The organism is Methylacidiphilum infernorum V4 (assembly GCF_000019665.1).
Taxonomy (GTDB): domain Bacteria; phylum Verrucomicrobiota; class Verrucomicrobiia; order Methylacidiphilales; family Methylacidiphilaceae; genus Methylacidiphilum; species Methylacidiphilum infernorum.
Genome location: NC_010794.1, coordinates 630,368 through 657,325, shown reverse-complemented (window position 1 = coordinate 657,325; position 26,958 = coordinate 630,368). Strand labels below are relative to the sequence as shown.

Annotated in this window: 25 protein-coding genes and 1 tRNA gene; 8 read left to right on the top strand and 18 right to left on the bottom strand. The window is 44.9% G+C overall.

Annotation, left to right across the window (positions count from 1 at the left end; all coding sequences use genetic code 11):
• Positions 1-316: 316 nt before the first annotated feature.
• Positions 317-1,189 carry a diacylglycerol/lipid kinase family protein gene (locus tag MINF_RS03010; protein ID WP_012463015.1) on the bottom strand — a complete coding sequence of 291 codons (873 nt, stop codon included), beginning with the start codon at positions 1,187-1,189 and terminating at the stop codon, positions 317-319.
• Positions 1,190-1,336: 147 nt separating this feature from the next.
• Here MINF_RS03010 and MINF_RS03005 point away from each other — a divergent pair, with 147 nt between their 5' ends.
• The 6 genes from MINF_RS03005 to MINF_RS02980 all read left to right on the top strand — a co-directional run bounded on the left by MINF_RS03005 (position 1,337) and on the right by MINF_RS02980 (position 5,968).
• Positions 1,337-2,578 (top strand): AsmA-like C-terminal region-containing protein, encoded by a 1,242-nt coding sequence (locus MINF_RS03005; RefSeq protein ID WP_238523534.1) that lies wholly within the window; start codon positions 1,337-1,339, stop codon positions 2,576-2,578.
• 25 nt (positions 2,579-2,603) lie between these two features.
• A complete protein-coding gene (locus MINF_RS03000; RefSeq protein WP_012463013.1) occupies positions 2,604-3,158 on the top strand; it encodes an RsmD family RNA methyltransferase in 555 nt (184 codons plus the stop codon).
• Positions 3,159-3,196: 38 nt separating this feature from the next.
• Entirely contained in the window at positions 3,197-3,358 is a 162-nt protein-coding gene (locus tag MINF_RS11370; RefSeq protein ID WP_187146965.1) for a hypothetical protein, read from the top strand.
• Positions 3,359-3,442: 84 nt separating this feature from the next.
• Positions 3,443-4,096 carry a L,D-transpeptidase gene (locus tag MINF_RS02990; protein WP_148205109.1) on the top strand — a complete coding sequence of 218 codons (654 nt, stop codon included), beginning with the start codon at positions 3,443-3,445 and terminating at the stop codon, positions 4,094-4,096.
• Positions 4,097-4,201: 105 nt separating this feature from the next.
• Positions 4,202-5,506: a molybdopterin-dependent oxidoreductase gene (locus tag MINF_RS02985; protein WP_012463010.1), complete on the top strand. Its 1,305-nt coding sequence runs from the start codon at positions 4,202-4,204 to the stop codon at positions 5,504-5,506.
• Positions 5,507-5,545: 39 nt separating this feature from the next.
• Positions 5,546-5,968, top strand: a complete 423-nt coding sequence (locus tag MINF_RS02980; RefSeq protein WP_238523533.1) for a c-type cytochrome — start codon at positions 5,546-5,548, stop codon at positions 5,966-5,968.
• A 148-nt stretch (positions 5,969-6,116) separates the two neighbouring features.
• Here MINF_RS02980 and ahcY read toward each other — a convergent pair whose 3' ends face one another.
• The 14 genes from ahcY to MINF_RS02910 form a co-directional block, all read right to left on the bottom strand.
• Complete coding sequence (gene ahcY / locus MINF_RS02975; protein ID WP_012463008.1) at positions 6,117-7,421, bottom strand: adenosylhomocysteinase; 1,305 nt, start codon at positions 7,419-7,421, stop codon at positions 6,117-6,119.
• Between the two features lie 101 nt (positions 7,422-7,522).
• Positions 7,523-8,710: a methionine adenosyltransferase gene (gene metK / locus MINF_RS02970; RefSeq protein ID WP_048810088.1), complete on the bottom strand. Its 1,188-nt coding sequence runs from the start codon at positions 8,708-8,710 to the stop codon at positions 7,523-7,525.
• A 71-nt stretch (positions 8,711-8,781) separates the two neighbouring features.
• On the bottom strand, positions 8,782-9,243 hold the full coding sequence (locus MINF_RS02965; protein ID WP_012463006.1) for an acetolactate synthase: 462 nt from the start codon (positions 9,241-9,243) through the stop codon (positions 8,782-8,784).
• Between the two features lie 57 nt (positions 9,244-9,300).
• Positions 9,301-10,533: an aminotransferase class I/II-fold pyridoxal phosphate-dependent enzyme gene (locus MINF_RS02960; RefSeq protein ID WP_012463005.1), complete on the bottom strand. Its 1,233-nt coding sequence runs from the start codon at positions 10,531-10,533 to the stop codon at positions 9,301-9,303.
• A 9-nt stretch (positions 10,534-10,542) separates the two neighbouring features.
• Positions 10,543-11,040, bottom strand: coding sequence for an Lrp/AsnC family transcriptional regulator (locus MINF_RS02955; protein ID WP_238523532.1), 498 nt, complete (start codon positions 11,038-11,040; stop codon positions 10,543-10,545).
• 24 nt (positions 11,041-11,064) lie between these two features.
• Positions 11,065-12,033, bottom strand: a complete 969-nt coding sequence (locus MINF_RS02950) for a ribose-phosphate diphosphokinase (RefSeq protein ID WP_012463003.1) — start codon at positions 12,031-12,033, stop codon at positions 11,065-11,067.
• 112 nt (positions 12,034-12,145) lie between these two features.
• Positions 12,146-13,012, bottom strand: a complete 867-nt coding sequence (locus MINF_RS02945) for a hypothetical protein (protein ID WP_148205108.1) — start codon at positions 13,010-13,012, stop codon at positions 12,146-12,148.
• Between the two features lie 52 nt (positions 13,013-13,064).
• Positions 13,065-13,625, bottom strand: coding sequence for an elongation factor P (gene efp, locus MINF_RS02940; protein WP_012463001.1), 561 nt, complete (start codon positions 13,623-13,625; stop codon positions 13,065-13,067).
• A gap of 11 nt (positions 13,626-13,636) precedes the next feature.
• Complete coding sequence (locus tag MINF_RS02935) at positions 13,637-14,614, bottom strand: KpsF/GutQ family sugar-phosphate isomerase (protein ID WP_012463000.1); 978 nt, start codon at positions 14,612-14,614, stop codon at positions 13,637-13,639.
• A 205-nt stretch (positions 14,615-14,819) separates the two neighbouring features.
• On the bottom strand, positions 14,820-17,588 hold the full coding sequence (mgtA, locus tag MINF_RS02930; RefSeq protein ID WP_012462999.1) for a magnesium-translocating P-type ATPase: 2,769 nt from the start codon (positions 17,586-17,588) through the stop codon (positions 14,820-14,822).
• Between the two features lie 147 nt (positions 17,589-17,735).
• On the bottom strand, positions 17,736-18,116 hold the full coding sequence (locus MINF_RS02925) for a cupin domain-containing protein (RefSeq protein ID WP_148205107.1): 381 nt from the start codon (positions 18,114-18,116) through the stop codon (positions 17,736-17,738).
• 195 nt (positions 18,117-18,311) lie between these two features.
• Positions 18,312-18,542, bottom strand: coding sequence for a hypothetical protein (locus MINF_RS02920; protein WP_148205106.1), 231 nt, complete (start codon positions 18,540-18,542; stop codon positions 18,312-18,314).
• Between the two features lie 191 nt (positions 18,543-18,733).
• Positions 18,734-18,815: transfer RNA gene (locus MINF_RS02915), tRNA-Leu, on the bottom strand.
• Between the two features lie 90 nt (positions 18,816-18,905).
• Positions 18,906-20,246 carry a hypothetical protein gene (locus MINF_RS02910; protein ID WP_012462996.1) on the bottom strand — a complete coding sequence of 447 codons (1,341 nt, stop codon included), beginning with the start codon at positions 20,244-20,246 and terminating at the stop codon, positions 18,906-18,908.
• A 302-nt stretch (positions 20,247-20,548) separates the two neighbouring features.
• Here MINF_RS02910 and MINF_RS02905 point away from each other — a divergent pair, with 302 nt between their 5' ends.
• Positions 20,549-23,008 carry a glycogen/starch/alpha-glucan phosphorylase gene (locus MINF_RS02905; protein ID WP_012462995.1) on the top strand — a complete coding sequence of 820 codons (2,460 nt, stop codon included), beginning with the start codon at positions 20,549-20,551 and terminating at the stop codon, positions 23,006-23,008.
• Between the two features lie 35 nt (positions 23,009-23,043).
• On the opposite strand, the gene MINF_RS02900 is transcribed toward MINF_RS02905, so the two are convergent.
• From MINF_RS02900 to moeB, 3 genes are all read right to left on the bottom strand, one after another.
• On the bottom strand, positions 23,044-23,550 hold the full coding sequence (locus MINF_RS02900; RefSeq protein WP_012462994.1) for a hypothetical protein: 507 nt from the start codon (positions 23,548-23,550) through the stop codon (positions 23,044-23,046).
• On the bottom strand, positions 23,547-23,852 hold the full coding sequence (gene clpS, locus MINF_RS02895) for an ATP-dependent Clp protease adapter ClpS (protein WP_187146964.1): 306 nt from the start codon (positions 23,850-23,852) through the stop codon (positions 23,547-23,549). Before clpS ends, MINF_RS02900 begins: the two co-directional genes overlap by 4 nt.
• A 291-nt stretch (positions 23,853-24,143) precedes the next feature.
• On the bottom strand, positions 24,144-25,331 hold the full coding sequence (moeB, locus tag MINF_RS02890; protein WP_012462991.1) for a molybdopterin-synthase adenylyltransferase MoeB: 1,188 nt from the start codon (positions 25,329-25,331) through the stop codon (positions 24,144-24,146).
• Positions 25,332-25,505: 174 nt separating this feature from the next.
• Here moeB and MINF_RS02885 point away from each other — a divergent pair, with 174 nt between their 5' ends.
• Positions 25,506-26,654 carry a ribonuclease D gene (locus MINF_RS02885; protein ID WP_079200411.1) on the top strand — a complete coding sequence of 383 codons (1,149 nt, stop codon included), beginning with the start codon at positions 25,506-25,508 and terminating at the stop codon, positions 26,652-26,654.
• Positions 26,655-26,958 lie beyond the last annotated feature (304 nt).

Here is a 26,958-nt window from a genome sequence, read left to right as displayed (position 1 = left end):
TAACAGTTCAAGGCTCTTCATTTTTTCCTTTGGTCTTATATTTTTTAACCCTACCTCATGTTCTCTCCCGCCCCTGGAGAAAACCGAACACAAACTCTTTTGCGGCTGTATTCTAAAACCTCTTAAGTTGGGAACTTATAAAAATGGGAAAATTGAAAAAAAAATCAAGTTTTTTTATTTCATCCTCCGTTTTATTTGCAGTCCACGATCCTTTTCCAGGGAAAGCAAGTCTCGCGTGGAGTACAGTTCGAAAAGCCGGCCTCTGGTCCCGGATATAAGGATGCACAAACCCGATATGGATTTTAAAAGGGAAGCTCTAAGGAACGATGACTTTAAGTTTATTGGGTTCACAAAAGAAGGTGACAGGGGTATGCCCGTAAAAATCTCCATCGAGTTCCACGGGGATTTCTTCGGAAGATTGAACGACAAATTGACGCGACTGGAAACGAATAACTTCCTGCTCCTCTTCGTAATCTTTAAAGGCCTTATCCATGCAACTCCTCAGCCACTGTTTTACGAGTAAAGAAGAATTGAGTTGGGTAAACAAGCAACAATCAAGAAGGCCATCATCTAGATTTGCCTTGGGAAACACGCTGAAAGGACCCCCATAGTACCTACCGTTGCCCACTAAAAGAAATGATCCTTTCAGCCGAATTCCTTCCTCCAAGATTACTTCCAGGGATGGCTGGGGTTCCTTCAAAAGATAGACGACGGTGAACAAATAACTCAGCGGGCCCAAAGTTTTCCTTACATGCTTGTGGGTTAACTGTAGAACTTTTGCATCTAATCCGACTCCTGCTAACTGGACAAAACGCTGGTCGTTTGCCCGAGGAAAATCGATCACCCTGATTTTCCCCCGGAGTATGGTCGCCCAAGCCTGGTCGATATTCCTGGGTAAGCCCAGTTCCATGGCAAAAACATTGACCGTTCCCAAGGGAATAACACCAAGGATGACTTCTCTCCCATTAAAGCCGTTCACCACTTCGTTAATCGTTCCATCTCCTCCGGCAGCAACGATGAGATCGTATCCCTGTTCAATCGCCCATTCCGTTTTCGCTTCCGCATCCCCAGGATACTGGCTGACCTTAATCGGAACATCCCCTACAAGGGCATGAAGCTTGGAAAGAAGATGCTTGGCTTTTTCTCCTCGAGCCGCCGGATTGAAAACAATACAAATTTTATTCTGCACTAGCCTTTACTCCAAATCCAAATAAACTTATCTGTTGTGCGCTTTATTATTAAGATCGTTGAGCTCTTTTTGTTGTTCATAACAACTCTCTTTTTGTTATACCTTTGCCTTTTTTTTATTTTGCGGCAGTTGGAAAAAAAACCATCCATGATCCGCTTCATGCAGTCGGCTCTCACCGATGGTTTTGGAGTGCCCATTGATGTTGAAAAAATCCATTTTTCTTTTCCTCTGACAGTCAACCTTGAAAAATTAAAGGTCGAAAACTCTCTTTCTAAAAAATGTCCCTCGTTTTTCGAGTGCAGTTCCATCAAGTTTGCAAGTCGAATATCTCCTTTACATGGCCTTTCTTTCGATGTTTCCCTCTTGGAACCGAGAACATCTTTTGAGCTCAATAGGAGCCGGCGATTGCTCCTGCCTTTGATTGAAGAAGGAAGTAATGGAGAAGAACTTCCTTCCCTCTTTTCAGGCAAGCTCGCTGCCTCCTTGCCTATTCGGACCATTTTCATCCAAAAGGGAATGATAAAGGTTTTTTCTCCTAATCAAACCCCATTTTTAATGGTCGAGGGAATTGAAGAACAGGAAGAGCTCGATTTAAAACACCAGACAACGGTGAGCCAAGGTAAAGCCACCCGCGTTTTGTTAAATTCCATTCCCTTAATTTACAACCTCCAGTTTAGTTATCAGTTTTCTTCCAGGGTGTTCCAAAATTTTGACTTGGTGTCCCGGCTTTCAGGTGGCAAATTACACCTATATCTCTTTAACCAGTCAACAATAAAAGAAGCCAAAAAGAAAAACCTGGGTTGGCGGCTGTCCTCTTCGGGGATAAAAGCCGAAGAGCTATTCGAACTGCTCGAATCCCACGGTTGTTCCTCCCTATCGGGTCTTCTTCATTGTAATGCCGAAGGGTCGGTGAACAAGCTCGATCTTAACGCAGTTGAAGGCAAGGGAACATTTGAAATTGTAAAAGGGAAAGTCCAAAACATGGCTTTATTCGATAAGCTGTCCCACTTGCTGAAAAATGCCTCGATGAAAACTCCTGAATTTGATGAATGGAAAGGCTGTTTTACAATCAAAGAGGGAAAGATTTTATTTACGGATATGTCCCTTTCTTCCAATTCCTTTTCCTTGGTCGGCAGCGGCATGGTCCACTTTGATCGTTCCATGGAAATGGACTTAAAGATATTACTCCACAAGACCTTTTTTAAGGGCGATCTTCCTGAATTATTCCTCAGCAAAATCAAGATCCCGCAAAACTCCGTCGTTTCAGTCCCTGTAAAGATTTCCGGAACGCTTTCCGATCCCCAAGTCGCTTTTGTGGAAAGCTATTCCCTGCCGAGGCTTTCCCCGAGCGGTTCTTCCTTGCTCACCCCTTCCCTTATTTCTAAGTAGCCGTTCAATCAACCGCTCCAAAGCCGTGTCCATAAGAATCACCGGAGGAATCGCCAAGGGAATAATTCTCAAGGTGCCCAAGAGAACACCGGTTCGACCGGCCCTTTCAAAAATCCGCGCAGCCATTTTTTCTTCCCTGGGAAACTGGATAGAAGGGAAAAAAGTCGTCGATCTTTTTGCCGGCTCCGGTTCCCTGGGCATAGAAGCCCTCAGTCGAGGGGCTCTATCCTGTACATTTGTCGATAAATCCAAGGAATGCATCGAATGCATTAAAATCAACCTTAAAAAAGCTCATTTAGAAGGAATAGTCATCCTCGAGGATGTTTATAAATTTTTAAAATTAGATGAAGCCCAATACGACCTCGTCTTTGCTTCCCCCCCGTATTTTAAAGAATCAAAACCGCTAGATGATCCTCTTTTTTCCCTGGTTTATCCTCGTCTCAATCCAGGTGGGATATTTATCTATGAGTTCTTTTCAAAAAATATTATTCAATTATCGGATAGCTGGACGATTATCCGAGAGAAATCTGCCGGTGAAACAAAAGTTTGGATCCTTAAGCCGGTATCCCGATCCGGTTAAAAGGGATTCTGGCATACCAGTTGCTTTATGGATTTTACATGAGCAAGAACTTAAGAAAAAGTGGAGAAAAGAAAAAGGAATATAAGAAAGAAGAAAAGAGAGGGAGCTATCCCGGGTTCCCTTCCGACAAAGAAAGGCCGATTGTCCCTAACGAAACTTTTATTTTCATTCCTCCACGTTATAGCCGCTATATCGAATAACCCGAAGAAAGGCTAAAGCAAAAACAAATACATTCAAGATATTTTTCTTTCCTATACCGCTTACTCCTTGTATTTTCTTACGCTATGGAAAAAATAAGAAGGAGTTGCTGTAAGTTCTCTTTCTTCTTTTTTCTTTGTGTTCCAATCCTTGTTGCCCAACCCGCTAACCGTGCATCACAAGCCCAACGGACAGCGGTGCTGGGAAACCGTATTGTAAAAGTCTCTTTACAGAACCAGCTTGTTTATGTCCAGGAAGGAAACAGGACCATTTTTGTGGCTGCTTGTACGGTAGGCAAAGCGGGACATCCTACTCCCAAGGGAGTCTTTCAGGTCGTCTCCAAATCGGTAAAAAAGCGTTCTCATAGCTATGGGTTTTGGGTAAAGGGTAACGACATTAGGCCCACTGAAAATCCCCTGCAACCCCCTCCCGGCGGCAATTGGCAATACGTGGGATATCCCATGCCCTATTGGATTGAGTTTTCTCCAGGTTACGGCTTCCATGAAGGTTTCGTATGGTCTTCTCCCCGGACTCACGGCTGCGTTAGACTCCATGGACGAACCGCCATCGAATTTTTTAACCTGGTCAATGTGGGTACAAAAATCATCATCCAAGATTCTTTTCCTGAAGATCAAACCCTAGGACGACATATCCGAAGGCCTAAAGATGAATTGGTTCCCGACCCCCCTGCACAATTCATGATTTCTGACGAAGCCTTTGAAAAACCTTGGGAATTTTAGCAAGAGGATCTTTTCTTTCTTTTTGTCCTTTTTATTGAATGGGAAGCAAAACTTTTTTTGTCTTGCCCTGTTATTTTCTAACTGTATATTACAGGATATTACCTAATGAATAGAGATCTTTTGAATTATTTTTTGCACTTTCCCGTCATTTCAAGAAGAGAATGGTTAAAAATTTTTGGACTTTCTACTCTTTCCACGTTGTCCCTGCAAAAATCTTTTGGAGGAGAAGAGGCAAAAAAAACCCACTTGGACGTAACCCATCCCAGTCCCTATTGGACGAGTCAAAACCCTTTTGCCTATGAGCCCCAAAAGTTACCCCTTATTCGATTAAACGACAGGCCTATTGTTTTAGAAACCCCGAGGGAATTCTTTGAATTTCCCTTTACTCCCAACGCCGCCTTTTACGTGCGGTATCACCTGGACGGCATTCCCAATTCCGTGGATCTATCCAAGTGGAGACTTTTCCTCGAAGGAAATTTTTTGTCTCCTACCTCTTTTAGTTTTGCCGATCTTTTGACCCGTTTTGAACCCGTCTCTATTATAGCCGTCAACCAGTGTTCTGGAAACTCCAGGAGCCGATTTTATCCAAGGGTCCCCGGCGCCCAGTGGGGCAACGGGGCCATGGGCAATGCGAAGTGGACGGGAGTGCGGCTCATGGACGTCTTGAACAAGGCAAAAATGCAAGACAATACCGTCCAGATCCAGTTCCAGGGGTTTGATTACGGGAGATCTCCGGAAGGTACACCCGCTCACAGCTTCATTAAATCTCTAGACAGGGACGACCCTATTCTTGAAGAAACCCTTCTTGCCTACGCAATGAACGACGAACCCTTGCCCCTATTGAACGGATTTCCCTTGAGGCTAGTGGTTCCGGGGAAGTTCGCTACCTATTGGATCAAACACTTAACCTGGATCAGGGCCTTAGACTCCGAAGACACGAACTTCTGGATGAAAACAGCCTACCGTATTCCCAAAAACAGGAATAATTCGATTTCTTTTGAGGACTACCAAAAGGGACTTCCTGTTGAAACAGTCCCTATTGGAGCGATCCAAATGCCCGTGAGATCTTTTATTATTCAGCCAGGTGGCGATATAAAACTGGTGGAAAAAATGGCCGTCCAGGTTAAAGGGATCGCATTTAGTGGCCATGGGCGAATTGTCAAAGTAGAATTTTCATCAGACGGCGGGAAAAACTGGCAAGAAGCTATTCTTGAAAGAGACCTCGGGAAATATTCCTTCAGGCACTGGCACATTCATTGGAGGCCGCAGGCGGCCGGGGAATATACCCTTGCCTCAAGAGCGTGGGATGAAAAGGGCAACACCCAACCGGCAACCCCCATTTGGAACCCCGGAGGCTATTGTTGGAATACTATTGAAACGCAAAAAATATGGGTAGGCAAAAACTCCTAGATAGGTGTTCTTATGTCTTTTTTTCCTAGATTTAACTCCATGTTTAGCAGTTTTCTTCTGATCTTCTTCCTTTCAACGGCTTTCGCTCGAGCCTCCGGTGAATTGTCTTCGAATGAACCCATTGAAATAGGTGAGTCGGGGTTATACACACTGGATTCTTCAGGCTTAATCTTCCCCTTCATTCCTTATCCTCAAGATTCCAGCGCAGTTTACTCCGTGGGAGCTTATCCCCTAACCACCGAACCCCTCCCTTTAGGGGAAAGGCAGGAAATTGTTCAAAGTTATTGCTCCATGTGCCACAGCACCACGGTCATCAGCCTTCAGCCCAAGTTTTCCGGGCAAACTTGGAGGCATGAAGTGGAAAAAATGAAGCGGCTGGGTGCTCAAATTCCCGATGATCTGATTGTTCACATTATCGGCTATCTTGAGAAAAACTGTTCTGTCAACCCCGAAAGGAAATAGCTTGAGGTTGGATGATGATGTGCAAAAAGCCTCTTTTTTAAAGCAAGAAGAATACCTAGGCTTGTAAAACAATTCTCCAAGACCGGCGTAGGCGAAGCGCTTTGCCCTCTTTAATTTATTCTATCCGCAAAAGGATAGTCTTATCCTTTCAGTACCGGTAATGATCGGGTTTATAGGGACCATCGACGGGAACACCCAGGTAATCAGCTTGTTCCTTCGTCAACCGGGTAAGCTTGACTCCCAGCTTTTCGAGATGGAGCCTGGCTACTTTTTCATCGAGGATTTTAGGCAGGGTATAAACCTTTCCTCTCTTATAGCGTCCCGTTTGGCGATTTGTCCATAATTCGATTTGAGCCAAAACTTGGTTCGTAAAACTTGCGCTCATGACAAAACTGGGATGGCCACTGGCACAGCCCAAATTGACAAGCCTACCTTCAGCCAACACGTAAAGCTTTTTTCCAGTAGGCCAGATAAAGAGATCGACCTGGGGCTTGATCTGAACCCGCTTAAGGGTGCTGTCTTGATAAAGAGATCGGACTTCTATTTCAGAATCAAAATGACCGATGTTACAGACAATCGCTCCTGACTTCATCCTTTCCATGTGCTCCCTTTTGATGACATTTATGCAACCGGTCGCGGTGACAAACAGGTCGGCTTTTTCAACGACATCCTCCAAAAGGGTGACTTCATACCCATCCATCGATGCTTGAAGGGCATTAATAGGATCGATTTCGGTAACCACAACCCTGGCCCCCATTCCTTTTGCCGATTGGGCACAACCCTTTCCCACATCTCCATAGCCGCAGACCACAACGATCTTACCGGCCACCATGACATCCGTAGCCCTTTTGACGCCGTCAAGAAAGGATTCCCTGCAACCATACAGGTTGTCAAATTTACTCTTCGTGCAGGAATCATTCACGTTCATGCAGGGAGGTCCCAGGGTTCCTTTTGCTTCCCTATGATACAGCCGATGCACCCCCGTAGTCGTTTCTTCGGAAATTCCAACAATGCCTTCCAAAAGCTCGGGATATTTTTGATGAACAAGCTCCGTAAGATCCCCGCCATCGTCAAGGATCATGTTTAGAGGTTGACCATCCGGCCATCTCAATGTTTGTTCGATACACCACTCATATTCTTCCAAGGTTTCTCCTTTCCATGCGAAAACGGGAATTCCCCTGGCCGCGATCGCCGCTGCAGCATGGTCTTGGGTAGAAAAAATATTACATGAGCTCCACCGCACGGATGCACCGAGCTCTACCAACGTTTCTATCAAAACAGCCGTTTCAACGGTCATGTGGAGGCAGCCTGCAATTCTTGTCCCCTTCAAGGGATACAGTCCTTTGTATTCTTTTCTAAGAGCCATTAAACCGGGCATTTCATCTTGGGCAACTTCGATTTCTTTGCGCCCGAAGTCGGCTAGTTCCATATCCTTAACTTTGAAATCGGCCATAACTTTCTCCTTAATTTTTTTATAGCTGATATTTTATAGACACTCAAAAAAGATCGTTTACGCCGTCCTCCCCTTCCTCGACTCTATCCCATGTGAATTCATCAAATTAAGCCCACGGCGACAAGCAGATCGTTGACTTTATCTGTTTTTTCCCAGCTGAAGATGTCGTGTTGGTCATTCCTTCCAAAATGACCGTAATTGGTAGTCTTGCTGTAAATGGGCCTGAGCAACTTAAGGTCTTCAATGATCTCTGCAGGCTTTAACCTGAATACTTCTCGGATCGCCTTTTCAATTTTTTGATCATCGACTAGACCGGTCTCAAAGGTATCCACAGACACGGATACAGGATCGGCCTTGCCGATTACGTAGGCGATTTGAACCTCCACTTTTGTAGCAATCTTGGCTGCAACAATATTTTTGGCTATGTATCTAGCCATGTAAGCTGCACTTCTATCCACCTTGGAAGGATCTTTCCCGCTAAAAGCCCCTCCTCCATGCCTTCCCATTCCGCCGTAGGTATCGACTATAATTTTCCTTCCCGTCACCCCGGAATCCGCGTCGGGTCCCCCCACAACAAACCTCCCCGTGGGATTAATGAAGAACAGGGTTTTTTTATGAAGAAACTCTTCGGGAATAGCTTTTTGTATAACCTCCTTTTTGATTGTTTCTTCTATTTCCTTTCTTGACACCTCCTCGGTATGTTGGGTGGAGACAACAATGGCCTCGATACGGAGGGGTCTATGGTCTTCGTAATAAAGAGAAACTTGGGTTTTCCCATCGGGACGCAACCAACTACAGCCTTCTTTTTTTCTCAGCTCGGTCAACCTTCTTGACAGCCGATGAGCAAAGCTGATCGGAGCGGGCATGAGTTCCGGAGTTTCAGAGCAGGCAAAACCAAACATCAGCCCTTGATCCCCTGCCCCTTGATCATAGTTGACTTGGACTTCGGCTCCTTTCTTTCCATCTACACCCAAGGCGATGTCCGGGCTCTGCTTGGAAATGGCACAGAGGATATGCAATTTTTCAGGGTAAAACAGGCACTTTGGATCGTTGTAGCCTATTTGCCGAACCGTTTCCTTGACAATCTGGGTATAATCGAGTTTTGCCTTCGTGGTAATCTCTCCGGCAAGAACGACCAAGTTCTCTTTGACCAGCGTTTCACAGGCAACCCGGCTCAATTTATCCTGCTCCAGGCAATGATCTAAAACGGCATCGGATATCGTATCGCACACCTTGTCCGGATGGCCTTCGGTAACCGACTCAGAAGCGAACACAAAAGACTTGGACATAAGTTTAAATTTACTGTCAAAATTGAGGTTTTTTTTTAAAAAAACAATCTTTTTTTGTGTGTCTTATCCCCTTACCTGCTGATATCTTTTTGAAAAAGGATTCGATAATTGTTTCTCAAAAGCACGGATTCAGCGAGGTCTTCATCTTCAACTCTCAAAGCTAGAACCGCTTTCCCATAAGGTCGGGTTAAAAAAGGATAACTAAAATTGATGTTAATTTCGGCCTGGAGAAGGAGGGTAAGCACTTTCCTTAAATCTTCAGCCGTTTGAGGTAATTCCAAGGCGATCAACGAACACTCCGTAAAGGAAATCCCGTTTTCAGAAAGTATCCTTCTAGCCTTTTGCGGATCATCAACCACCAACCGTATCGTCGAAGCTTCAGAAGTATCCAGGATCGTAAATCCAATAATGTGGATTTCATGACTTTCCAAGAGACGTACCAATTCCAAAAGCCTACCGGCCTTGTTCTCCATGAATACGCTAAATTGATTTATTTTTTCAGGATGTCGGTCTTGAGTCGTATGAATACCCACAATACTCCTCTAAAAAGTTCGTAGCTAATATAAAATCCTTTTGATATTTTCCATCTATTATTTCTTGGCTTCTTTTTCAATTTTTTTTAACCACTTTTCGATGCGGCGAACCGCCTCCTCCAGCTCTTCAAAGCGAGCGGCAAAACTACACCGGACGTATCCCTCCCCTCCCTGGCCAAAAGCGGAACCGGGAACAATAGCCACCTTGCCTTCTTGAAGAAGTCGGTAAGAAAAATCTCTAGACGAAAGTCCGTAAGCCTTGATCGAAGGAAAGTAGTAAAATGCCCCCTGGGGAAAACATCCGGCTAATCCCAAAGCTGAAAGATTTTTCCAAAGAAAATTGCGCCGCAGCCGGTATTCCTCAACCATCTTCTCCATGGCCTTTTTCCCTTTAGACAAGGCTTCTATAGCTGCATATTGGGCTACCGAGGACGCACAAAGAATGGAGTATTGGTGAATTTTTAACATCGCTTCAATCCATTCTTTAGGCCCGCAGCCATAACCTATACGGTATCCCGTCATGGAGAAAGCCTTGGATAACCCATGAACAAAGAGTGTTCTTTCTTTCATCCCTTCGAAAGCAGCTATGGAACGATGCTTCCCTTCGTAAGTCAACTCCGCGTAGATCTCATCGGTAACGACAAAAAGGTTATGTTTCTTGACTATTTCTGCAAGGGCTTCAAGTTCTTTTTCGCCCTGGATGCTTCCCGTAGGATTGGTTGGAAAATTGAGAATCAGGGCCTTCGTTCTTTTTGTAATTTTTTTCTCAAGTTCAAGGGGATCTAACCTAAATCCATCCTTTTCCTGCGTTTCAACAAGGACAGGAATGCCATGGGCAAGAATCACCAAGGGAACATAAGAAACATAAGAAGGTTGATGGATAATGACTTCATCCTGGGGATCAAGAATTGCCCTAAGAGCGCAATCCAGTGCTTCGGAAACCCCCACCGTCACTATGATCTCTTCATAGGGATCATATTCGACACCGATGAGCTTGGCTACATACTGAGAAATGAGTTTCCTGAGCTCGATAAGTCCTAAATTGGAGGTGTAGCCTGTCTCCCCTTTCTCAAGGGCGAATATAGAGGCCTCTCTTATCATCCAGGGCGTATCAAAATCGGGTTCTCCAATACCCAAAGAAATAACGTCTTGTTGGTTTTGAACGATTTCAAAGAAATCTCGTATTCCTGATTTTCCGATGAGAGAAAGATGCTTGGCCAATGCTCTTTTCGGGCTTAAGCTAAAAGGCAATATTTTTTCAGAATGATCCGCAATGGATTGTTTTTTCATTAAATCAAATTAAGGGCTGATAGGAAGACGAGAATGCGTAGGGGAGGAGAAAATAATCCCCTGCTCTTTATAAGTTTTCAGCATAAAATGAGTAGCCGTAGAAATAACACCCGGTAAAGTCGCTAATTTTTCGGATACGAAAAGAGCCACTTCTTTTAAACTCTCTCCTTCAAGAAAAACAAGAAGGTCATAAGCTCCACTCATTAAAAAGCAAGAGGTGACTTCTTCAAAACCGGCGATCCGACGGGAAAGCTTGTCAAAGCCTCCTCCTCTTTCCGGGGTAATTTTTACTTCAATCACTGCACGGACCGGTTTTCTCTGTATTTTTTCAGGGTCAAAAATAGTTTTATAAGCTAAAATGAATTTTTCCTTTTCGAGATCCGCTAAAAGCCGGGCCGCTTCATCGACGGAAATACCCAAAGCCGAAGCAATATCGACAATATCAAGTCGGGCATTGCTTTCCAACAGCCTAACGATGTCATTCAGTAATTGTGGTTTAATATTCAATGGGTTAACCAATGTTGTTTCTTTTTAAAGATTAATTTTCTTTCCGTCAACTTCAAAGAGAGAAGTCACCGACATCCCCGTATGGATCCTCTTAATGGCTTCTCCCAAAAGTGGAGCAACATCCAGGACCATGAGCCGTAGGCTTTCAACCGAAGGAACAGGAACGCTATTGGTGGTAATCAATGCTTCAAGATGGGAATCTCTCAGTCTACTAATCCCTATTTGGTTAAGGACGGCATGTGAAATTCCGGCAAATATGCGCCTGGCTCCCCTTTTTTTCAAAATATTGGCTGCCGAGACAACCGTTCCCGCCGTTTCGGTTAAATCATCTACAATCAAGACATCCTTCCCTTGCACATCGCCCACAACAAAATCGGCCTCGGTATGGTAAGCATCAATTCTTTTTTTAACCACCAGGGCAAGGCCCTTGCCCAGCAGTTGGGAATAGGTAGAGGCCATCTTGATCCCTCCCACATCAGGAGATACCACCACAAGATCAAGCAGGTTATTTGTTTCCAAGTACTTATAGAATACAGGCACGGCGGTCAGATGATCCACAGGGATATCAAAAAAACCTTGGATCTGTTGAGCATGAAGATCCATGGTCAAGACCCTATTGGCTCCAGCCGCAACGAGCAGATTGGCAACCAACTTAGCCGCTATAGAGACTCGGGGTTGATCTTTACGATCTTGCCGGGCATAACCATAAAAGGGGATAACGGCCGTTACCCTTGCCGCACTTGCCCTTTTGGCCGCATCGATCATGATGAGGAGTTCCATCAGGTTATGATTGGTAGGCGGACAAGTAGGTTGAACGATGAAAACATCCCTTCCCCGAATGTTCTCGTTGAACTTGACAAAAGTCTCTCCATCTGGAAACGAAGAAATGGTTGCTTGGCCAAGGGGGATACCCACGTACTGGGCAATTTTTGTAGCTAACGATGGATTGGCTCTTCCGGAAAAAATCTTGAGTAGCTTATAATCCTCATTCATTGGAAAACCCCCCCTCTAAAATTAATCATTTTCTTTTTATTTTTCATAACAATAAAAATGGATTTATCTCTAGTTTGTTGGGTTGAACATGGTTTGAAAGCTTGCCGGCCTTTTACATTTCGGTAAGAGATTCGAACGATGAAAAAATTTGGTATTCGGGGAAAAAGGGATTATGACCTTTTTCAAAACCCACCGTGGTCAGCGGGCCTCTTGCAGGACAGATTATCGTTTCCTCGGGAAGACTCAGCACGGTGCGACGGAGCAATTCAAGCGTCTGAAAATAGTCCTCTTCTTCCAAAAGGATGGAAGCTGAAATAAAAAAATTCCCCACAAAAACAAGCGGGGGAGGTTGTTGGCTCCAGGTAAAATAAAGGATTTTTGGCGATGGATTCTCAACTTGGATCGCTTCAATTTTAAAAGAACCCCTATCGAGGACTTTTTTCTCTACTTTTGGCTCCGAAAAAGAAGGAAGATCTTCTTTTAGGGATGGGCCGGAATAAGGGACTGAAAAATCGCTCAAAACCCCAGCCATTTCTTTCATCTCCTTGGGAGAACAGAAAAAAACTTCTTGAACCCCATAGCCTTGGTCCTGGATATAAGCCAAGAGAAGATCCATGTCCAGGGGATCTACAAGCAAGCTTTTTCGGCTTTGCTGATCGAGCAATACATAGCTGTTTTTTCCAGGAAACCTGCGGGAAGGAACTCGTTTCAAAAAGGGGGGTAAAGAAAAAGCTTGGGGAATAAAGTTGCCCCTTGCCATCGATAAAAGGATTTCCCCGCTCAAAGACAAGGCACGAGCAACAGCAACTAGGGCTTTTTCATGTAATATCCCTTCTTTAAGTTTGAGAAGGGTCCCCACGTCGACTTCGGATCTCTGGGAAAGCTCCGCATCGCTGAGGCGTTGACCGATTTGTGCCTTAAGCAAAATCTCATTCCACCGGTCCATCCCGCTCGTATCCTCTGTACTCTCTTTCCCCATAGGGTCCACTCGACTCTCCAAGATTCAAGACTGTCCGAGAACTTTCCCCGGTTTATGCCCGACTTAAATATTTGCCTTCGGTCGTACTCACTTTGACCAATTCCCCTTCCTTGATAAAAAGGGGAACTTGAATACAAAGCCCGGTTTCGAGGATCGCCGGTTTCATGACATTGGTCGCCGAATCCCCTTTTACACCTTCCGGGGCTTCCACCACTTTCAATATGACGCTTTGGGGCAGTTCTATGGCGGCAAGGGTATCGTCAGCAAACAGAAGATCAACGGGTTGGTTTTCTTTCAAAAAATCCTTGGCTTTGCCGACCATTTCCTCCGGAACAGAAAAAGTGTCATAAGTTTCAGGATCCATGAAAACAAAGTTATTGCCCTCCCTGTAGCTGTATTCACACCGCTTCCGAACCAAGGAAAGCAATTCGACCTTGTCCTGGGATCCAAATCTTTCCACAAAGGATTTTCCCGTCTTCAGGTTTCTCAAGACCATCTGGACAAACGCCCTTAAATTTCCAGGCGTCCTATGCATTGTTTCAAGAACAAGACAAATGGCTCCGTTATGCCTTATGGCTTGACCTTTTCCGACATCACTGGCGTTCACGAACATAACTCTCTCCCTTATAACAATCTATGAATGGCTAAATCTTGTGAATCAATCAATCCCACTACCCTGTATTGCTCATCCACGACAATCAGGTCTTCTATTTTATTGTGTTCAAAAACATTGAGAACTTCAACTGCAAGTTTATCAACCCTCACCGTAACAGGGTTTTTCGTCATCACTTTCCCTAGGGGTTCTTCCCCTATCCGGTGATTGACTTCGTAATTTCTTACGAAATCTCCATGAGTAAATATTCCTATAACCTTTCCCCCCGGATTTACAACCACGACAGCTCCCACCCTTTTTACATTCCAGAGTCTTAAAGCTTCCTTGACCTTTGCTTCTTCCTCAAGAATGACTATTTGAGACAACGGACGCATGATATCCCCGACTTTCAGCAATAAATTACGCCCAAGAGTTCCCCCGGGATGAAAGCGGGCGAAATCCTCCTTTTTAAACCCCCTTTTTTCTAAAAGCACCATAGCCAAGGCATCCCCCAAAACAAGCATGGCCGTGGTGCTCGAGGTGGGGGCCAAGTTCAGAGGACAAGCTTCTCTGTCTATTCGCACACTCAAGACAAGATCCGAGTTCTTAGCCAAGGTGGAATTTTCGTTGCCCGTTATCGCAATCAACGAGGTTGTCATCCTTTTCAAATGAGGAACAAGTCTCAGGATTTCTTCCGTTTCCCCGCTATAACTTAAGGCGACAACGGCATCACCCCTATTGACCATTCCCAGGTCTCCATGGAAAGCATTGACGGCGTCAAGGACAACACTAGGAGCCCCTGTACTCGTTAAGGTGGCCGCTATTTTTCTTCCAATATGACCCGATTTTCCTACTCCGGTTACCACAATTTTCCCATTAGCCAGGATCGTCTTTTCTAAAACAAGGATTGCCTGCTCAAAGGCAGCGTTTAATTGCTTCCGAACGATGCGCAAGGCATCCATTTCCAGATCAAACACTCTTTTGGCTAAACCGACTAAATCTTCTTGCATGGTTTTTTAAGACTAATATCAAGGACTAGCAAGCATAACAAAGAGATGAAGTGCAATTCAAGTTCTTTTAACAAAATCCCCGATGCTCAAACACCGCTGGACAATCCCTCCCCCTTGTTGCATGGCTAAGAGAGGACTTTTTTATCTTTTGTGAATAATGCTTCGCCTCGACGAGAAAGTCGCCCCTGCCCTCAAAGTTACCTAATCAAAGCCATTCCCCTTTGAACTTCTTTATGTACCAACTTTTTACCGTTTGAACAACGATGCAATAAGCAAGAAGGATGCCCCACAGCCAGAAATAATAATTGATAGGCAAGGGAACAAGCCCTGCGGCTTCTCCAAAATAACTCTTTGAAATAAGATGGCCGATGACAATGACGACACCTGTTGCCAATACCAGGGGTTTGGTAGCCATGCTCTGTATAAAAGGAATCTTTCTTGTTCGAATCATGTGAACGATCAAGCTTTGAGAAAGCAAGGACTCCACAAACCAACCGGTATGAAACAAAGCTTGTTTGTCAATAGAATTAGCCCCGAAAACAAACCACATGACTCCATAGGTAACGTAGTCGAAAATGGAACTCAGGGGCCCAATAATGAGCATAAAGCGCAGTATCCCTTCGGCTTCCCACTTTCTAGGTTTGGCTATGAATTCTTCATCCATTCTATCCCAGGGAATGAGCGTCTGCGAAAGGTCATAAATCAAGTTAAGGATGAGTATTTGCAGGGGACTCATAGGCAAGAAAGGGAGCAAAATCCCCGAGCCCAAGATACTCAACACGTTGCCGAAATTCGAACTTACAGCCATCTTGATATACTTCACCATGTTGCCGAACATGATCCGGCCTTCGATAACCGCTTGTTCAAGAACAATGAGGCTTTTTTCCAACAGAATGATATCGGCTGACTCCTTGGCTATGTCGACCGCCGTATCCACCGATATGCCCACGTCCGCTTCCCTCAAAGCTTGCGCATCATTGATTCCATCCCCCAAGAAACCGACTATATGCCCTCCAGTCCTTAAGGCGCGAATCACCCTAGCCTTTTGAAGGGGCGACATTTTGACAAAAATATTGGCTTTTTCCGCAGCGGTTACGAGTTCGTCATCCGTCAAGCTTTCTACTTCATAACCTCGCATTACCCCTCTAACTTCCAAACCGATCCAGTCACAAATCCTGCGCGTTACGATCTCGTTATCCCCGGTAATAATTTTGACTTCTACCCCGTAGTTTCTCAGTGCACGGAGAGCCTCCTCGGCATCGTGTTTAGGGGGATCCAAAAAAGCTATAAAACCACAAAGAGTCATTTCTTTTTCATCGTTTACCGAAACAGGCCTGTTCATATCCAGGGGCAACTCTCTGTAGGCGACCGCCAAAACCCGCAATCCATCGCTATTCAGATCATCCCTAAGAGCCAAAGCCTTTTTTTTCATCTCCGGGCTGAGCTCGGCCACTTTGCCTTTCTTAAGGAGGCTCGTACAAATAGCCATCATCTCCTCCACCGCCCCCTTTGTTATCAAAAGATCTTTGCCGGTAGAAATTTCTCGTGCTACAACCGACATTCTCCGCCTCGAAAAATCGAAAGGAATTTCATCTACCTTGGTATAATGAAAAATGAATTTCTTGGCCTCTTCTTTCTTGTCGAGCACGGCTTGATCCAAGAGATTGCGCAGCCCACTCTGGTAGTAGCTATTAATGTAAGCGTATTTCAAAACTTCTTCGTTTTCTTCCCCTTCAGGATCAAGATACTTTTCAAGAATAATTTTGTTATGGGTCAACGTACCTGTCTTATCCGTACACAGGATCTCCATCGCTCCTATATTCTGAATAGCATTGAGACGCTTGGTCACCACTTTATTCTTTGAAAGCAGGAGTGCTCCTCGAGCCAGGCAACCACTGACAATCACCGGAAGCATAGTAGGGGTCAATCCAACACCGACAGCCAAGGAGAAAAGAAAAGCATCCATCCAGTTTCCCTTGGTAAAGCCGTTTATAAGAAAAATGACGGGAATCATTGTGCCGATAACCTGCAGCAGAAGCCAACTGATCCGGTTGACCCCGATATCAAAGCTGGTCATTGCCCTATAACCCTTGAGACTCTTAGAAAACGCTCCAAAATAGGTGTTTTCTCCCGTTGAAAGGACAACAGCCGTGGCCGTTCCACTGATCACATTCGTCCCTAAGTAGGCAATGTTAGGTAGGGAAAAGGGATCTGTCCTTTTTTGTTCAGCTACCAAAGGATTCACCGTATCATATTTTTCTACGGGCATGGATTCCCCCGTAAGAACGCCTTGGCTTACGAAAAGATCTCTTGTAAAAATCAACCGGACGTCAGCAGGGATCATATCGCCTGCGGAAAGTTGGAGGATATCTCCAGGGACGATCTGGCTTATGGGCACCTCCTTGGCCTGGTTTGCTTCGGTCGGAAACGGCTGTTCAACCTCATCCTCTCTTTTCTTCCAGATTCTCTTTACCGTGGCGGTTGTTCGGACCATGGCTTTGAGCCTTTCGGCAGCTTTAGTCGATTGAAATTCTTGGGTGAACCGTAAGAGAACACTGACCAAGACCATGATCATCATGACGAGAACACTTTCTTTTTCTCCAACCGACCAGGCGACCAGCGCAAGAAAGGTCAAGAGTAGGGCAAAAGGATTAAAATAACTTTGAAGCAGCATGACGAACCAATGGGGAACCTCTTCTTGCTTGATCTCGTTATAGCCGTATTTCTCCAACCTCTCTTCGACTTCTTCTTCCGTTAAACCCTCGGGACGGGTCTTCAACTGCTCGTAAAGATCGGCTAGGGGTATGACACTGGCTTCCTTGAGCTTTTTAAAAATGCTTTCTTCTTTTTCTTTTAAGAAAGCTTCTTTTTTGCTTTCTCCAAGTCGAACTTTCCCAAGGAATAAGCTAAAGAAAAGACTTCCCCATTTTTTGCCTTCAAAGGGCTTCTTTTCTTTTATTGTATTTCTCATCATCGGCTATAAACCTTTGGTTTTTCCATGAACTACCCAAAACTTAAAGTCGGCAACAGGCTGAAATCCAATAAAATGAAAAACAATAAAACGACGAACAGGCAGCAAAGCCATAGTCTGTTTCTTTTACTTTTTCAAGTTAAAAAAAGCTTACAAATGCTCTTCCTTTTCCCACTCCGCTTTCCAAGGTGGACTCACTATACAGATAAATCGCAAGGGTTCTGCTGCTCCATTTTCCACCCATTGGATACATCCTGGAGGAACGTAGACCAGGCTGTAAGCCTTAACGGGATAACTGCCCCCAGAAGCCGTTTTAAAGGAACCTTCCCCGCTAAGAAAAAGGTATATTTCGGGCTGGCTCAATCGATGAGGCTTGGTTGCTTTTTTCGGTTCAACCGTCCCATAAGCGATGGAAAAAGAAAGGGGAAGGTTGTCTTTTTCAGGATGAAAAAGCTCGTTCAAAAGAGATCCATCCCCGGCGATAAAAAAGCCCTTCTCATCGAGATCCTTAACCAACAGGCGGTCTTTCATCGGTTGGATTAATTTGAACCGTTAACCTAAAAATTCAACTCTCAGCGTATATTATCCTTTTTTTTTGAGGCGTTCCCTTCTCCCTTATCTCCAATGACAATAAAGGTTTTGAGCTGATCATCCTTAAGCCCTGTAAAAGGGATCGTAAAAAAAAGATATTTTTAAACTGTTCCGGCAATGAGATCCTTAGACACTTTACAGCTTGCTTTCCTTGTAACGATAACCGGAATGAGAACTTCCCCGGTCAAAAAGCATAGAGAATAAAAGGGCCATGACCCAAAAAACAGAATTGCCGTAGAGAACGATGGACCCCTTCTTCCCAGGCCAATATAAAAAAAACCTAAAACCGCAGCCACTAAAAGCGGATTCTATTGACTGTTCAATTGGGCTGACAGCCGGGAACAAATGGAGCGATGCTGTTGCCATCGCAAGAAAAGAAAACCGGGTTAACAAGCAACCAAACAGTCGAGAAGAACTCTACAAAGCGGTCTCCCAGGCCACCACATTGCAAAACACTCTTGTTAAAAAAAGCCCGGCTATGGGCTTGGCTCTATCCTCCAAGATTAGAACTCCTATTCCTCTTAGGGCTGTTTTGCTGGAGGGGAATTTCTTTGGGGTGCGCTCGAGAGGATTTGAACCTCCACGGGTTGCCCCACTAGAACCTGAATCTAGCGCGTCTGCCAATTCCGCCACGAGCGCTTTTAAATAAGTCTACCCAAACCGGGGAAAAAACAATTGTAGCCAAGGACAGACCGATTATTTATCCTTAAGCCCAATATCATTCAAAAATCAAGGAGAAGCTCGCACTCCTTGGTATCGCTCCTGCCTTGCTTGAATTCTTTCTTTAAGCTCCTCTTCGTACTCCTTGACCAACTTGTCCCTGTAAGCTTCAACCTTTTCGTTAATTTCCCTGATCTTTTCTCTTCGTTCGGCAAGCCTTCTTCTATATAGACTTTTTCTTCGTTCATGGCTGTATAAATATCCCCCCAATCCCCCACCCAGCAACCCTAGCCCTGCACCTATTCCTGCGCCCAATCCCCCTCCGGCAAGTCCCCCGATCAAGGCTCCACCCAAAAGCCCGATACCCGCTCCTTCAAGGGTCGTGGTCGGGGTGCCAGAACCCGAGGCAAAAGGCTTGCCCATCTTGGGAACACCGGGTATATCTTTAACAAGCTGATTGCGATATTCGACAACCTGATCGCGTATCTGATTTATCCGTGAAAAAAAATTCTGCCAGCTCTGGTCCTGCTCACGCATAAGCTCGTTGAGAACCGGGTCGGATTTCACCGTATAGACTTCCTCGCTTGCAGGCAAAACCAGTCCTTCCCTAGCAAAGCTCTCGGCGTCTTCAAAAGGCGTAGGACCAACTTCCAATATTCTCCAGAAACCTCCTTGAACAACCGCTTTTTTTACCGTCCAGGAAAAATCGAAGGCTTCTTGAGCTTTACAGAGGATTTTCTTTTCTCCAAAGAAGTAAATGAACCCCGGCGGCAAATCCCGCGTAAAAAGAACGAGCTGGACAAGCTTCCTTTGAATCTTATCTTCATTTGAGGCCGGCAACAGGGCTTTGCCCCTCGGCACAACCCATTCCGTATAGGAAGGGAGGACTTTTACATTATAAGTGACCTGGATAAAATCCTTCGTTTTTTCAAATCGGACAGGTTCAATTTTAAGTAGAGTAAAACCTTGGGGAAGATGTCTTAACAAGGCTGCCCGGACAGCTTTCATGTTGGGCAGGTCGTGGTAAAGCTGCCAGAAATTCGGACGGTTGCCTTCCCCTTCAGCTTGAAAAGGAACGACGCCACTTTGCATGTAGCGACTTATTTGTTCGTTCCAAAACAGGTACTTTGAATAAGTAATCTCTGAAGAATGGATTTCATCGTTGGCCGTGGAACCCGGATAAGGCTTGGTCAAAAAATAAATCAAAAAAGAAAAGGTGGCGACCACAAGAAAAATGCCAATGGCAAATAAAAGGGTTTGCCTCTTGGGCCTTTTGCTAATAGGAATTCTCGCCGCAGGCTTTTCGGTATCAAACAGGGAAGGTCCTCGACCATTCCCGTTTTTTTCCCCTAAAGGGATAGGAGGAGGTTCAGATCTCCTTCCAAAAAAAAGTTGGTTTATTTTTCCCATACCGTTATTTTATAAGTTCGTCATTTTTGGCTAAAATAATGTATAGGGAAAGAACAAAATAAAAAAATAAAGAAAAAAACATACCATTATTTTTATTAATTAAATTTTATTCTATCCTTCTTGGCTCTTCTTCATTACCAAATATAGGGATGAAAGGGATTTGACTCCATGGACAAGGTTTTTTAAAACCTGGAAGACAAGGTGTAATGGAGAATGATCGAGAAAAAACTTTTCAACTTCATTAATTAATTTTATTATTTAGTAATAAGTGATCGGAATAGCAACTGCTTTAGCGGTAATATATGACGTCTCGTTCCGGATATTGGCGCTTTACAACAGATACGACACCTGAAGGTATTCGAGAAGCCATACTCACTCACCTAAGGTTGAGTTTAGCCCGTTCTCCCGACACGGCCACTCCTTTCGATTGGTGGGTGTCCACCGCAATGATGTGTCAAGATCACATAGTCGACCAGTTCCTGGCCACCTACAGAGCCCAAAAAGCGGATAAGGTTAAAAGACTCTACTTTTTCTCGTTAGAATATTTTCTGGGTAGGCTATTACACCAAAACCTGATCAACTTAGGCATTCTCGAACAAACAAAAAAGGCTTTAACGGGACTTGGCCTGGATATAGACCAAATTTTTGAAGAAGAGCCACAAATAGGCCTCGGCAATGGAGGGTTGGGAAGGTTGGCCGCCTGTTTCCTCGATAGCCTATCCACGCTGCGGTATCCCGCCTTTGGTTATGGACTTCACTATGAATTCGGTCTGTTTCACCAGGATATTATTAACGGCTACCAGGTAGAAAGACCCGATGATTGGACCAGGTTTGGTGTCCCCTGGGAAATTATCCGCCCTCGCTTCTCCCAAGTCATCAGGCTCTATGGCAGCATCGATTGGAATAAACAGAAGCCGGTTTGGGTGGGAGGCAAAGAAATTCTCGGGGTTCCCTACGATTACTTAATTCCAGGTTATCGTAGTCCTGTCGTTAACGTACTCCGGTTATGGAGATCCAAGTCCACCGTGGAGTTTGATCTTGAAGCCTTCAATCGGGGGGGCTATTTTGAAGCGGTAGCCGAAAAAAGCTTTTGTGAATCGATCTCCAAGGTCCTGTATCCCAACGATAAAACAGAAATAGGCAGGGAGCTGCGCCTCATTCAACAATACTTCTTTGTCTCCTGCTCCCTCCATGACATCGTCCGCAGGTTCCTCAAGGAACATTCCCATTTTGACGATTTTCCCTCCAAGGTGGTTATTCATCTCAATGACACCCATCCGGCAATTGCCATTGCCGAGCTCATGCGTATTTTCCTCGACGAACACAATCTTCCCTGGTCAAAATCGTGGGAACTGGTTTCTCAATGTTTTGCTTATACCAACCATACCCTGATGCCCGAAGCCTTGGAAAAATGGTCGGTTCCCCTGTTCGAAAGAGTTTTACCCAGGCATCTCCAGATCATTTATGAAATCAACAAGCAGCTCCTAGACAGTGTTCCCACAACGATCCCTGAAAGAGACAAGCTCATCAGGCAGATATCTCTTATCGAAGAAACCCAACCCAAACTCGTGCGGATGGCCAACCTAGCCATTTGCGGCAGTTATTCCATAAACGGGGTTTCGGCCCTTCATAGCGAACTGCTCAAAAAAGAACTTTTCCATCCTTTTTACACCTTGCATCCTAAAAAATTCCACAACGTAACCAACGGCATTACCCCCCGACTGTGGCTCTTGGCTTCCAATCCTAGGTTATCCAACCTCATTACGGAAGCTATAGGAGAAGATTGGCCATCTGACCTTGAAAAACTGGAAGGCTTAAAGAGTTTCATGGCCGATCCCGCCTTTCAAGAAAAGTATGAACTGGTCAAACAATCCAACAAGGCCGAACTGTCGAGCTTACTCAAGCAACGGTATAACTTTGTCATAGATCCCGATGCCCTTTTCGATGTCCAGATTAAAAGAATTCACGAGTACAAAAGGCAACATCTCAATCTCTTGCATATCCTTTCCCTTTACCGAAGGCTACTGGATAATCCCAATCTCGACATCCATCCCCGGGTCTTTCTCGTCGCAGGGAAAGCCGCTCCCGGTTACGATCTTGCCAAATGCATCATAAAAGCTATCAATGCGGTTGGTAACAAGATCAATAATGATCCTCGGGTCAACAAGAAAATCAGGCTTTATTTTGTCCCTAACTACGGCATCTGGTTGGCAAGCAAAATTATTCCCGCGGCCGACGTTTCAGAGCAGATATCGACGGCGGGCAAAGAAGCGTCCGGCACGGGGAACATGAAACTGGCCCTAAACGGAGCCCTGACGGTAGGGACAATGGATGGAGCCAACATAGAAATTTTGGAGGCCGTAGGGGAACAAAACATTTTTATTTTCGGTCTCAAAGCCGAAGAAATTAGGCAATTGTCCGTATCAGGCTATTCCTCAAGAAAAATTTACGAAACCGATCCCGAAATCAAATACCTTTTAGATTGGTTGGGGAGTGGTGAATTTACCCCGGGAGAATCTCCCGCCGTACTCCAACCTTTAGTCCACAGCCTCATCGGCGGAGGAGATCCCTTTTTTGTATTAGCTGACTTCCACGCTTACAAGGAAATCCAGTCAAAAGTCGATCAACAATACAAAGACCGAAAAATGTGGATCTCAAAGGCCATCCTCAACACCGCCTCCCTCGGATGGTTTTCAAGCGATCGGTCCATCCAGCAGTACGCTTCCATGATTTGGCACCTTGCCCCTTGTTTGCCCAAGTAAAAAAAAGGGAAAACAGTCCAGGCATCGCCGCTTGTTTAGTCCATGAGATAGGAAATGCAATTTTCCTGGAGATAGGCCAAAAAATGGATTTCCCAAATTGCCTGCTGGAGGGCTTTAGATTTAATGAGAAAGGGATCCCACTCCATTTGTTCTTCGGTAATGCCATGCATAAGGGCAAGGGTAATGCGGCGGTCATTCAACAAGCATAAGAACTGATCGATATCTTTTTTGGCTATCCGCAAGTATCCCTTGCTTGGATTGCGTAAAGAGTTTTCCTTGGAAAGCCAATCTTCAAGCAACTTGAGTCTTTCTGAACGCAGCTCGAGTCTTTCTGCGGTTAAATCCTCGATAAGCTCTTCCACCTCAGCAGGACTGGTCTGCCGGCTTAATTCTCCCGTCCAAAATTTTCTCAATGGATCGGGAAATTCTGAAATCTCTTGCTGGTAATGTTTTTTAAGCTCAAAAAGAGAAGTCAGAAGCAATTCTCTTTCGGTCGGTTCAAACTGAATGATCAATTCATCCTTATCCTCCCGAATTTTCACGTTTTCTCCATTGTCGCTTGCAAACCAAAACCTTGAAGCTGGTGTACGAGAAGCTCCGCTTTTTCTTTTGTTTCCTTTGCCACCATGCTCTTTCCCTTGTTATGCACCTCCAACATATGACGGGTGGCATCCTGCTTGCTCATTTTTAAGACCCTCTGGAAAACATACACCACGTAACTCATTAAATTGATCGGGTCATTCCAGACAATTACCCCCCAGAGTTGATCGAAAGCTTCTTTAACCTTATCTTCGACCGACTCTTCTTTTACCACTTCTGGACTTGTCAGCTGTGCTACCGCCATCAACCACCTCCCTTCAGTCATCGATCGGATTGGTCATAAAAAAAATAATATTTTTGAAAAACAAATCAAAACCCATTATCTAAAAATTATTATACTTGAGAGCTCCCATTTTTCTTAAAGAAATATTCCTTTTCCATTATATCCAGGTGAAAAAAATCGATCAATAACCTCTGCAAACAAAATGCAAAAGGGTTATTGCCCTTGTTAAGAACAATCAAGAGCTCTCCTCTCAACGACCAAGAGAATGAGAACAGGCTAAAAACCAAGAAATGGGAGTTTTAAAGTCTTCTTTCAATATCGAGGGACGGTCGGATCGATGAGCTGGCTCCAAGCATCGATGCCCCCCTGGACATTCCAAATATTTTTAAATCCAGCATTATACAACAGTCGACAGGCTTTCAAGCTTCTTCCCCCCATCTTGCAATACACAACGATCTTTTTAGAACTATCCAATTCATGGAGCTTGGCATGTAATTGCCCCAATGGAATGAGCTTCGATTGAGGAATCCTGGCGATTTGATATTCATGTTCCTCTCGAACGTCGATGAGGAGAAAATTCTCCTCCCCGTCTAGAGCCCTTTTAAGCTCTTCCACCGTGATAGAAGGAATGCCGTTGGTAAAATCGACGGGTTGCTGCCGATGCAATCCGCAAAAGGCTTCATAATCGATCAGCTTGTTGATAGTCGGGTTTTCTCCACACAAAGGACAATCAGGGTCCTTTCTCAGCACATATTCCCTGAAACGCATCGCCAAGGCATCAAAGTGGAGTAATCGGCCAATCAAAGGCTTGCCAATACCCAAAATTAACTTGACCGTTTCAATGGCTTGCAAAACGCCTATAACCCCGGGGAGAACCCCCAACACCCCTCCCTCGGCACAACTGGGAACCATTCCCGGCTCGGGAGGCTCAGGATAGAGACAACGGTAACAGGGACCTTTTTCAGCCCAAAATACCGTCGACTGCCCTTCAAACCGGAAAATAGACCCATAGACATTAGGTTTGCCCAACAGGACACAAGCATCATTGACCAGGTATCGAGTAGGGAAATTATCCGTACCATCGACAACGCAGTCATAATCCTTTATAATTTCAAGGGCATTTTCAGACCTCAACGCCATCTCATAAGGGATGACTTGGACATTAGGATTGATTTCTGCAATCGTTTCGATAGCCGATTCAATTTTGGGCTTTCCCACGTTCTTGGTCTTGTGGACAATCTGCCTATGAAGGTTGGAATGATCCACCACGTCAAAATCGACTATGCCTATCGTTCCAATACCCGCGGCAGCGAGATAAAGAAGGAGGGGAGAGCCTAAACCTCCCGTCCCAACAGCCAATACCTTGGCCGCTTTCAACTTTTTTTGCCCTTCTAGAGTCACTTCGGGCATTATGAGATGACGACCATAACGCTTGATTTCTTCAAGAGAGAGTTCCGCTTCTGAAAATGTTCTTTCTATCCTTGGTAGAAAACTTTTCATTTTTTCTTGGTTACATGTCCCAGAATGAAATTTTTGTGATTTTTACCTCGATACCACAGCCACCTTTGCCATGACCGGTGAATGTATCTTACAGTTTTTTTTCGCAAAGAAAAGAAATTTCTTTTATACTGAATCCTATCCCCCAAGATAGGATAGGGAAATGGGTCGCCGACAATGGAACAAAAAAAAGAAATTCAACGAGCCTCGATTTTTTCAACAGACCGACCGATCAAGTGGATCGACAACAAAAATGCCCTTCAAGATTTCCTGTTGTTGATCGATCCATTCAAGCCCATTGCCATCGACATTGAAGGAGACAGTCTTCATCATTATCCTGAAAAGCTCTGCGTGGTCTCCCTATGCCAAGGACAACATTTGGCCGTTGTTGACTGCCTTAAAGATGACCTATCCGCCCTCTGGGACATTCTTTCCAGATCCGAATGGATCTGCCATGGAATGGATTACGATTTGAAAATGCTCAGAAAGGCCGGGTGCCCTCAACCCCGAACTATCTTTGATACCCACATCGCTGCTAAACTTTGTGGTTTTGAAGCTGTCGGGTATGCTCGGCTTGTTTCCTTATTTTTCCAGGTCAAGCTGACCAAAGAACATCAAAAAGCCGATTGGTCCCGTAGGCCCCTTCCTCCCTCTCTCATCAATTATACGGCCAAGGATGTGCTTTATCTTGAAAAACTCAAAGAAATTTTAACGAGGCTCCTCAAGAGCCTAGGGAGATGGGAGTGGATGGAACAAAGCTGTAAAAGGATCCAGAGAAAAATCGAAAATTCTTTTCTTGGTTCTCCGAAAGAATGGGAAAGGATTGAAGGAGTTCATAAACTCGATTTCTTGGGCCAGTCCATCTTGTTCGAACTGCAAAAGTGGCGCAAAGAACTTGCCCTTTTAAGAGACACCCCTCCATTCAAAATCATCAAGAGCGAAGATCTCGTTCAAATCAGTTTTATTTCTGCTCACGGTGGATCGATTGCAGCGATTCCCGCTGTTCAAAGATTGGAAAGAGAAGTCGTTGGGGATTTGCTCAAAGCTATAGAAAAGGGAAAACAAAATGGATCTTGGAAAGAATCGCCCGGACCCAAAAAATTATTTCTTTTTGATAAAGAAGCGGCCAAAAGATTTGAAGTACTAAAAAATAAACGAGACAAAATCGCTTCTTTTCTCGGTATAGATCCTGCCTTGATCGCCTCGAGAAACCTTTTGTCAGAAATGGCGCTCCACCCCGGGTCGGGTTGCCAAAAGCTGATCGATGAGGATAAGATTTGCCCCTGGCAAGCGCAATTACTGGGATTGTCCACCACCCCCGACTGAAGTCGGAGGCTTGCCGCAAGTCCAGCCCAGGTTGACCAGGGAAAGCGCTAACCAACCCGCTACGTTGCATGGAGAGCAAAAGACCGACATCGGGATGCTTCTTTAGTCCCGGCCTCTCGATGCCCAGGGTTGCAGACAACCCCGAGGGCAAGAGTGCTGGTGGGCTCCGGCAGAAGGCCGACATGCAACATTCCCGAGGGGAGAGGCCCCGAAAGGAGCGCCGCAATTGACCCGTAAGGGCAAAAAAACGGCTCCTCCGGGCAACCGGGGGAGACGTAACCAAACGAGGACTCCCTTTCCTCTC

What these genes read in the sequence shown, in the direction of transcription:
- MINF_RS03005 (WP_238523534.1), top strand. Translation starts at nt 1,337, where the DNA reads ATGATCCGCTTCATGCAGTCGGCTCTCACCGATGGTTTTGGAGTGCCC.
- MINF_RS11370 (WP_187146965.1), top strand. Translation starts at nt 3,197, where the DNA reads ATGAGCAAGAACTTAAGAAAAAGTGGAGAAAAGAAAAAGGAATATAAG.
- MINF_RS02990 (WP_148205109.1), top strand. Translation starts at nt 3,443, where the DNA reads ATGGAAAAAATAAGAAGGAGTTGCTGTAAGTTCTCTTTCTTCTTTTTT.
- MINF_RS02985 (WP_012463010.1), top strand. Translation starts at nt 4,202, where the DNA reads ATGAATAGAGATCTTTTGAATTATTTTTTGCACTTTCCCGTCATTTCA.
- MINF_RS02980 (WP_238523533.1), top strand. Translation starts at nt 5,546, where the DNA reads ATGTTTAGCAGTTTTCTTCTGATCTTCTTCCTTTCAACGGCTTTCGCT.
- ahcY (WP_012463008.1), bottom strand. Translation starts at nt 7,421, where the DNA reads ATGGCCGATTTCAAAGTTAAGGATATGGAACTAGCCGACTTCGGGCGC.
- metK (WP_048810088.1), bottom strand. Translation starts at nt 8,710, where the DNA reads ATGTCCAAGTCTTTTGTGTTCGCTTCTGAGTCGGTTACCGAAGGCCAT.
- MINF_RS02960 (WP_012463005.1), bottom strand. Translation starts at nt 10,533, where the DNA reads ATGAAAAAACAATCCATTGCGGATCATTCTGAAAAAATATTGCCTTTT.
- MINF_RS02950 (WP_012463003.1), bottom strand. Translation starts at nt 12,033, where the DNA reads ATGAATGAGGATTATAAGCTACTCAAGATTTTTTCCGGAAGAGCCAAT.
- MINF_RS02945 (WP_148205108.1), bottom strand. Translation starts at nt 13,012, where the DNA reads ATGGGGAAAGAGAGTACAGAGGATACGAGCGGGATGGACCGGTGGAAT.
- efp (WP_012463001.1), bottom strand. Translation starts at nt 13,625, where the DNA reads ATGTTCGTGAACGCCAGTGATGTCGGAAAAGGTCAAGCCATAAGGCAT.
- MINF_RS02935 (WP_012463000.1), bottom strand. Translation starts at nt 14,614, where the DNA reads ATGCAAGAAGATTTAGTCGGTTTAGCCAAAAGAGTGTTTGATCTGGAA.
- mgtA (WP_012462999.1), bottom strand. Translation starts at nt 17,588, where the DNA reads ATGATGAGAAATACAATAAAAGAAAAGAAGCCCTTTGAAGGCAAAAAA.
- MINF_RS02925 (WP_148205107.1), bottom strand. Translation starts at nt 18,116, where the DNA reads ATGAAAGACCGCCTGTTGGTTAAGGATCTCGATGAGAAGGGCTTTTTT.
- MINF_RS02920 (WP_148205106.1), bottom strand. Translation starts at nt 18,542, where the DNA reads ATGGCAACAGCATCGCTCCATTTGTTCCCGGCTGTCAGCCCAATTGAA.
- MINF_RS02910 (WP_012462996.1), bottom strand. Translation starts at nt 20,246, where the DNA reads ATGGGAAAAATAAACCAACTTTTTTTTGGAAGGAGATCTGAACCTCCT.
- MINF_RS02905 (WP_012462995.1), top strand. Translation starts at nt 20,549, where the DNA reads ATGACGTCTCGTTCCGGATATTGGCGCTTTACAACAGATACGACACCT.
- clpS (WP_187146964.1), bottom strand. Translation starts at nt 23,852, where the DNA reads ATGGCGGTAGCACAGCTGACAAGTCCAGAAGTGGTAAAAGAAGAGTCG.
- moeB (WP_012462991.1), bottom strand. Translation starts at nt 25,331, where the DNA reads ATGAAAAGTTTTCTACCAAGGATAGAAAGAACATTTTCAGAAGCGGAA.
- MINF_RS02885 (WP_079200411.1), top strand. Translation starts at nt 25,506, where the DNA reads ATGGAACAAAAAAAAGAAATTCAACGAGCCTCGATTTTTTCAACAGAC.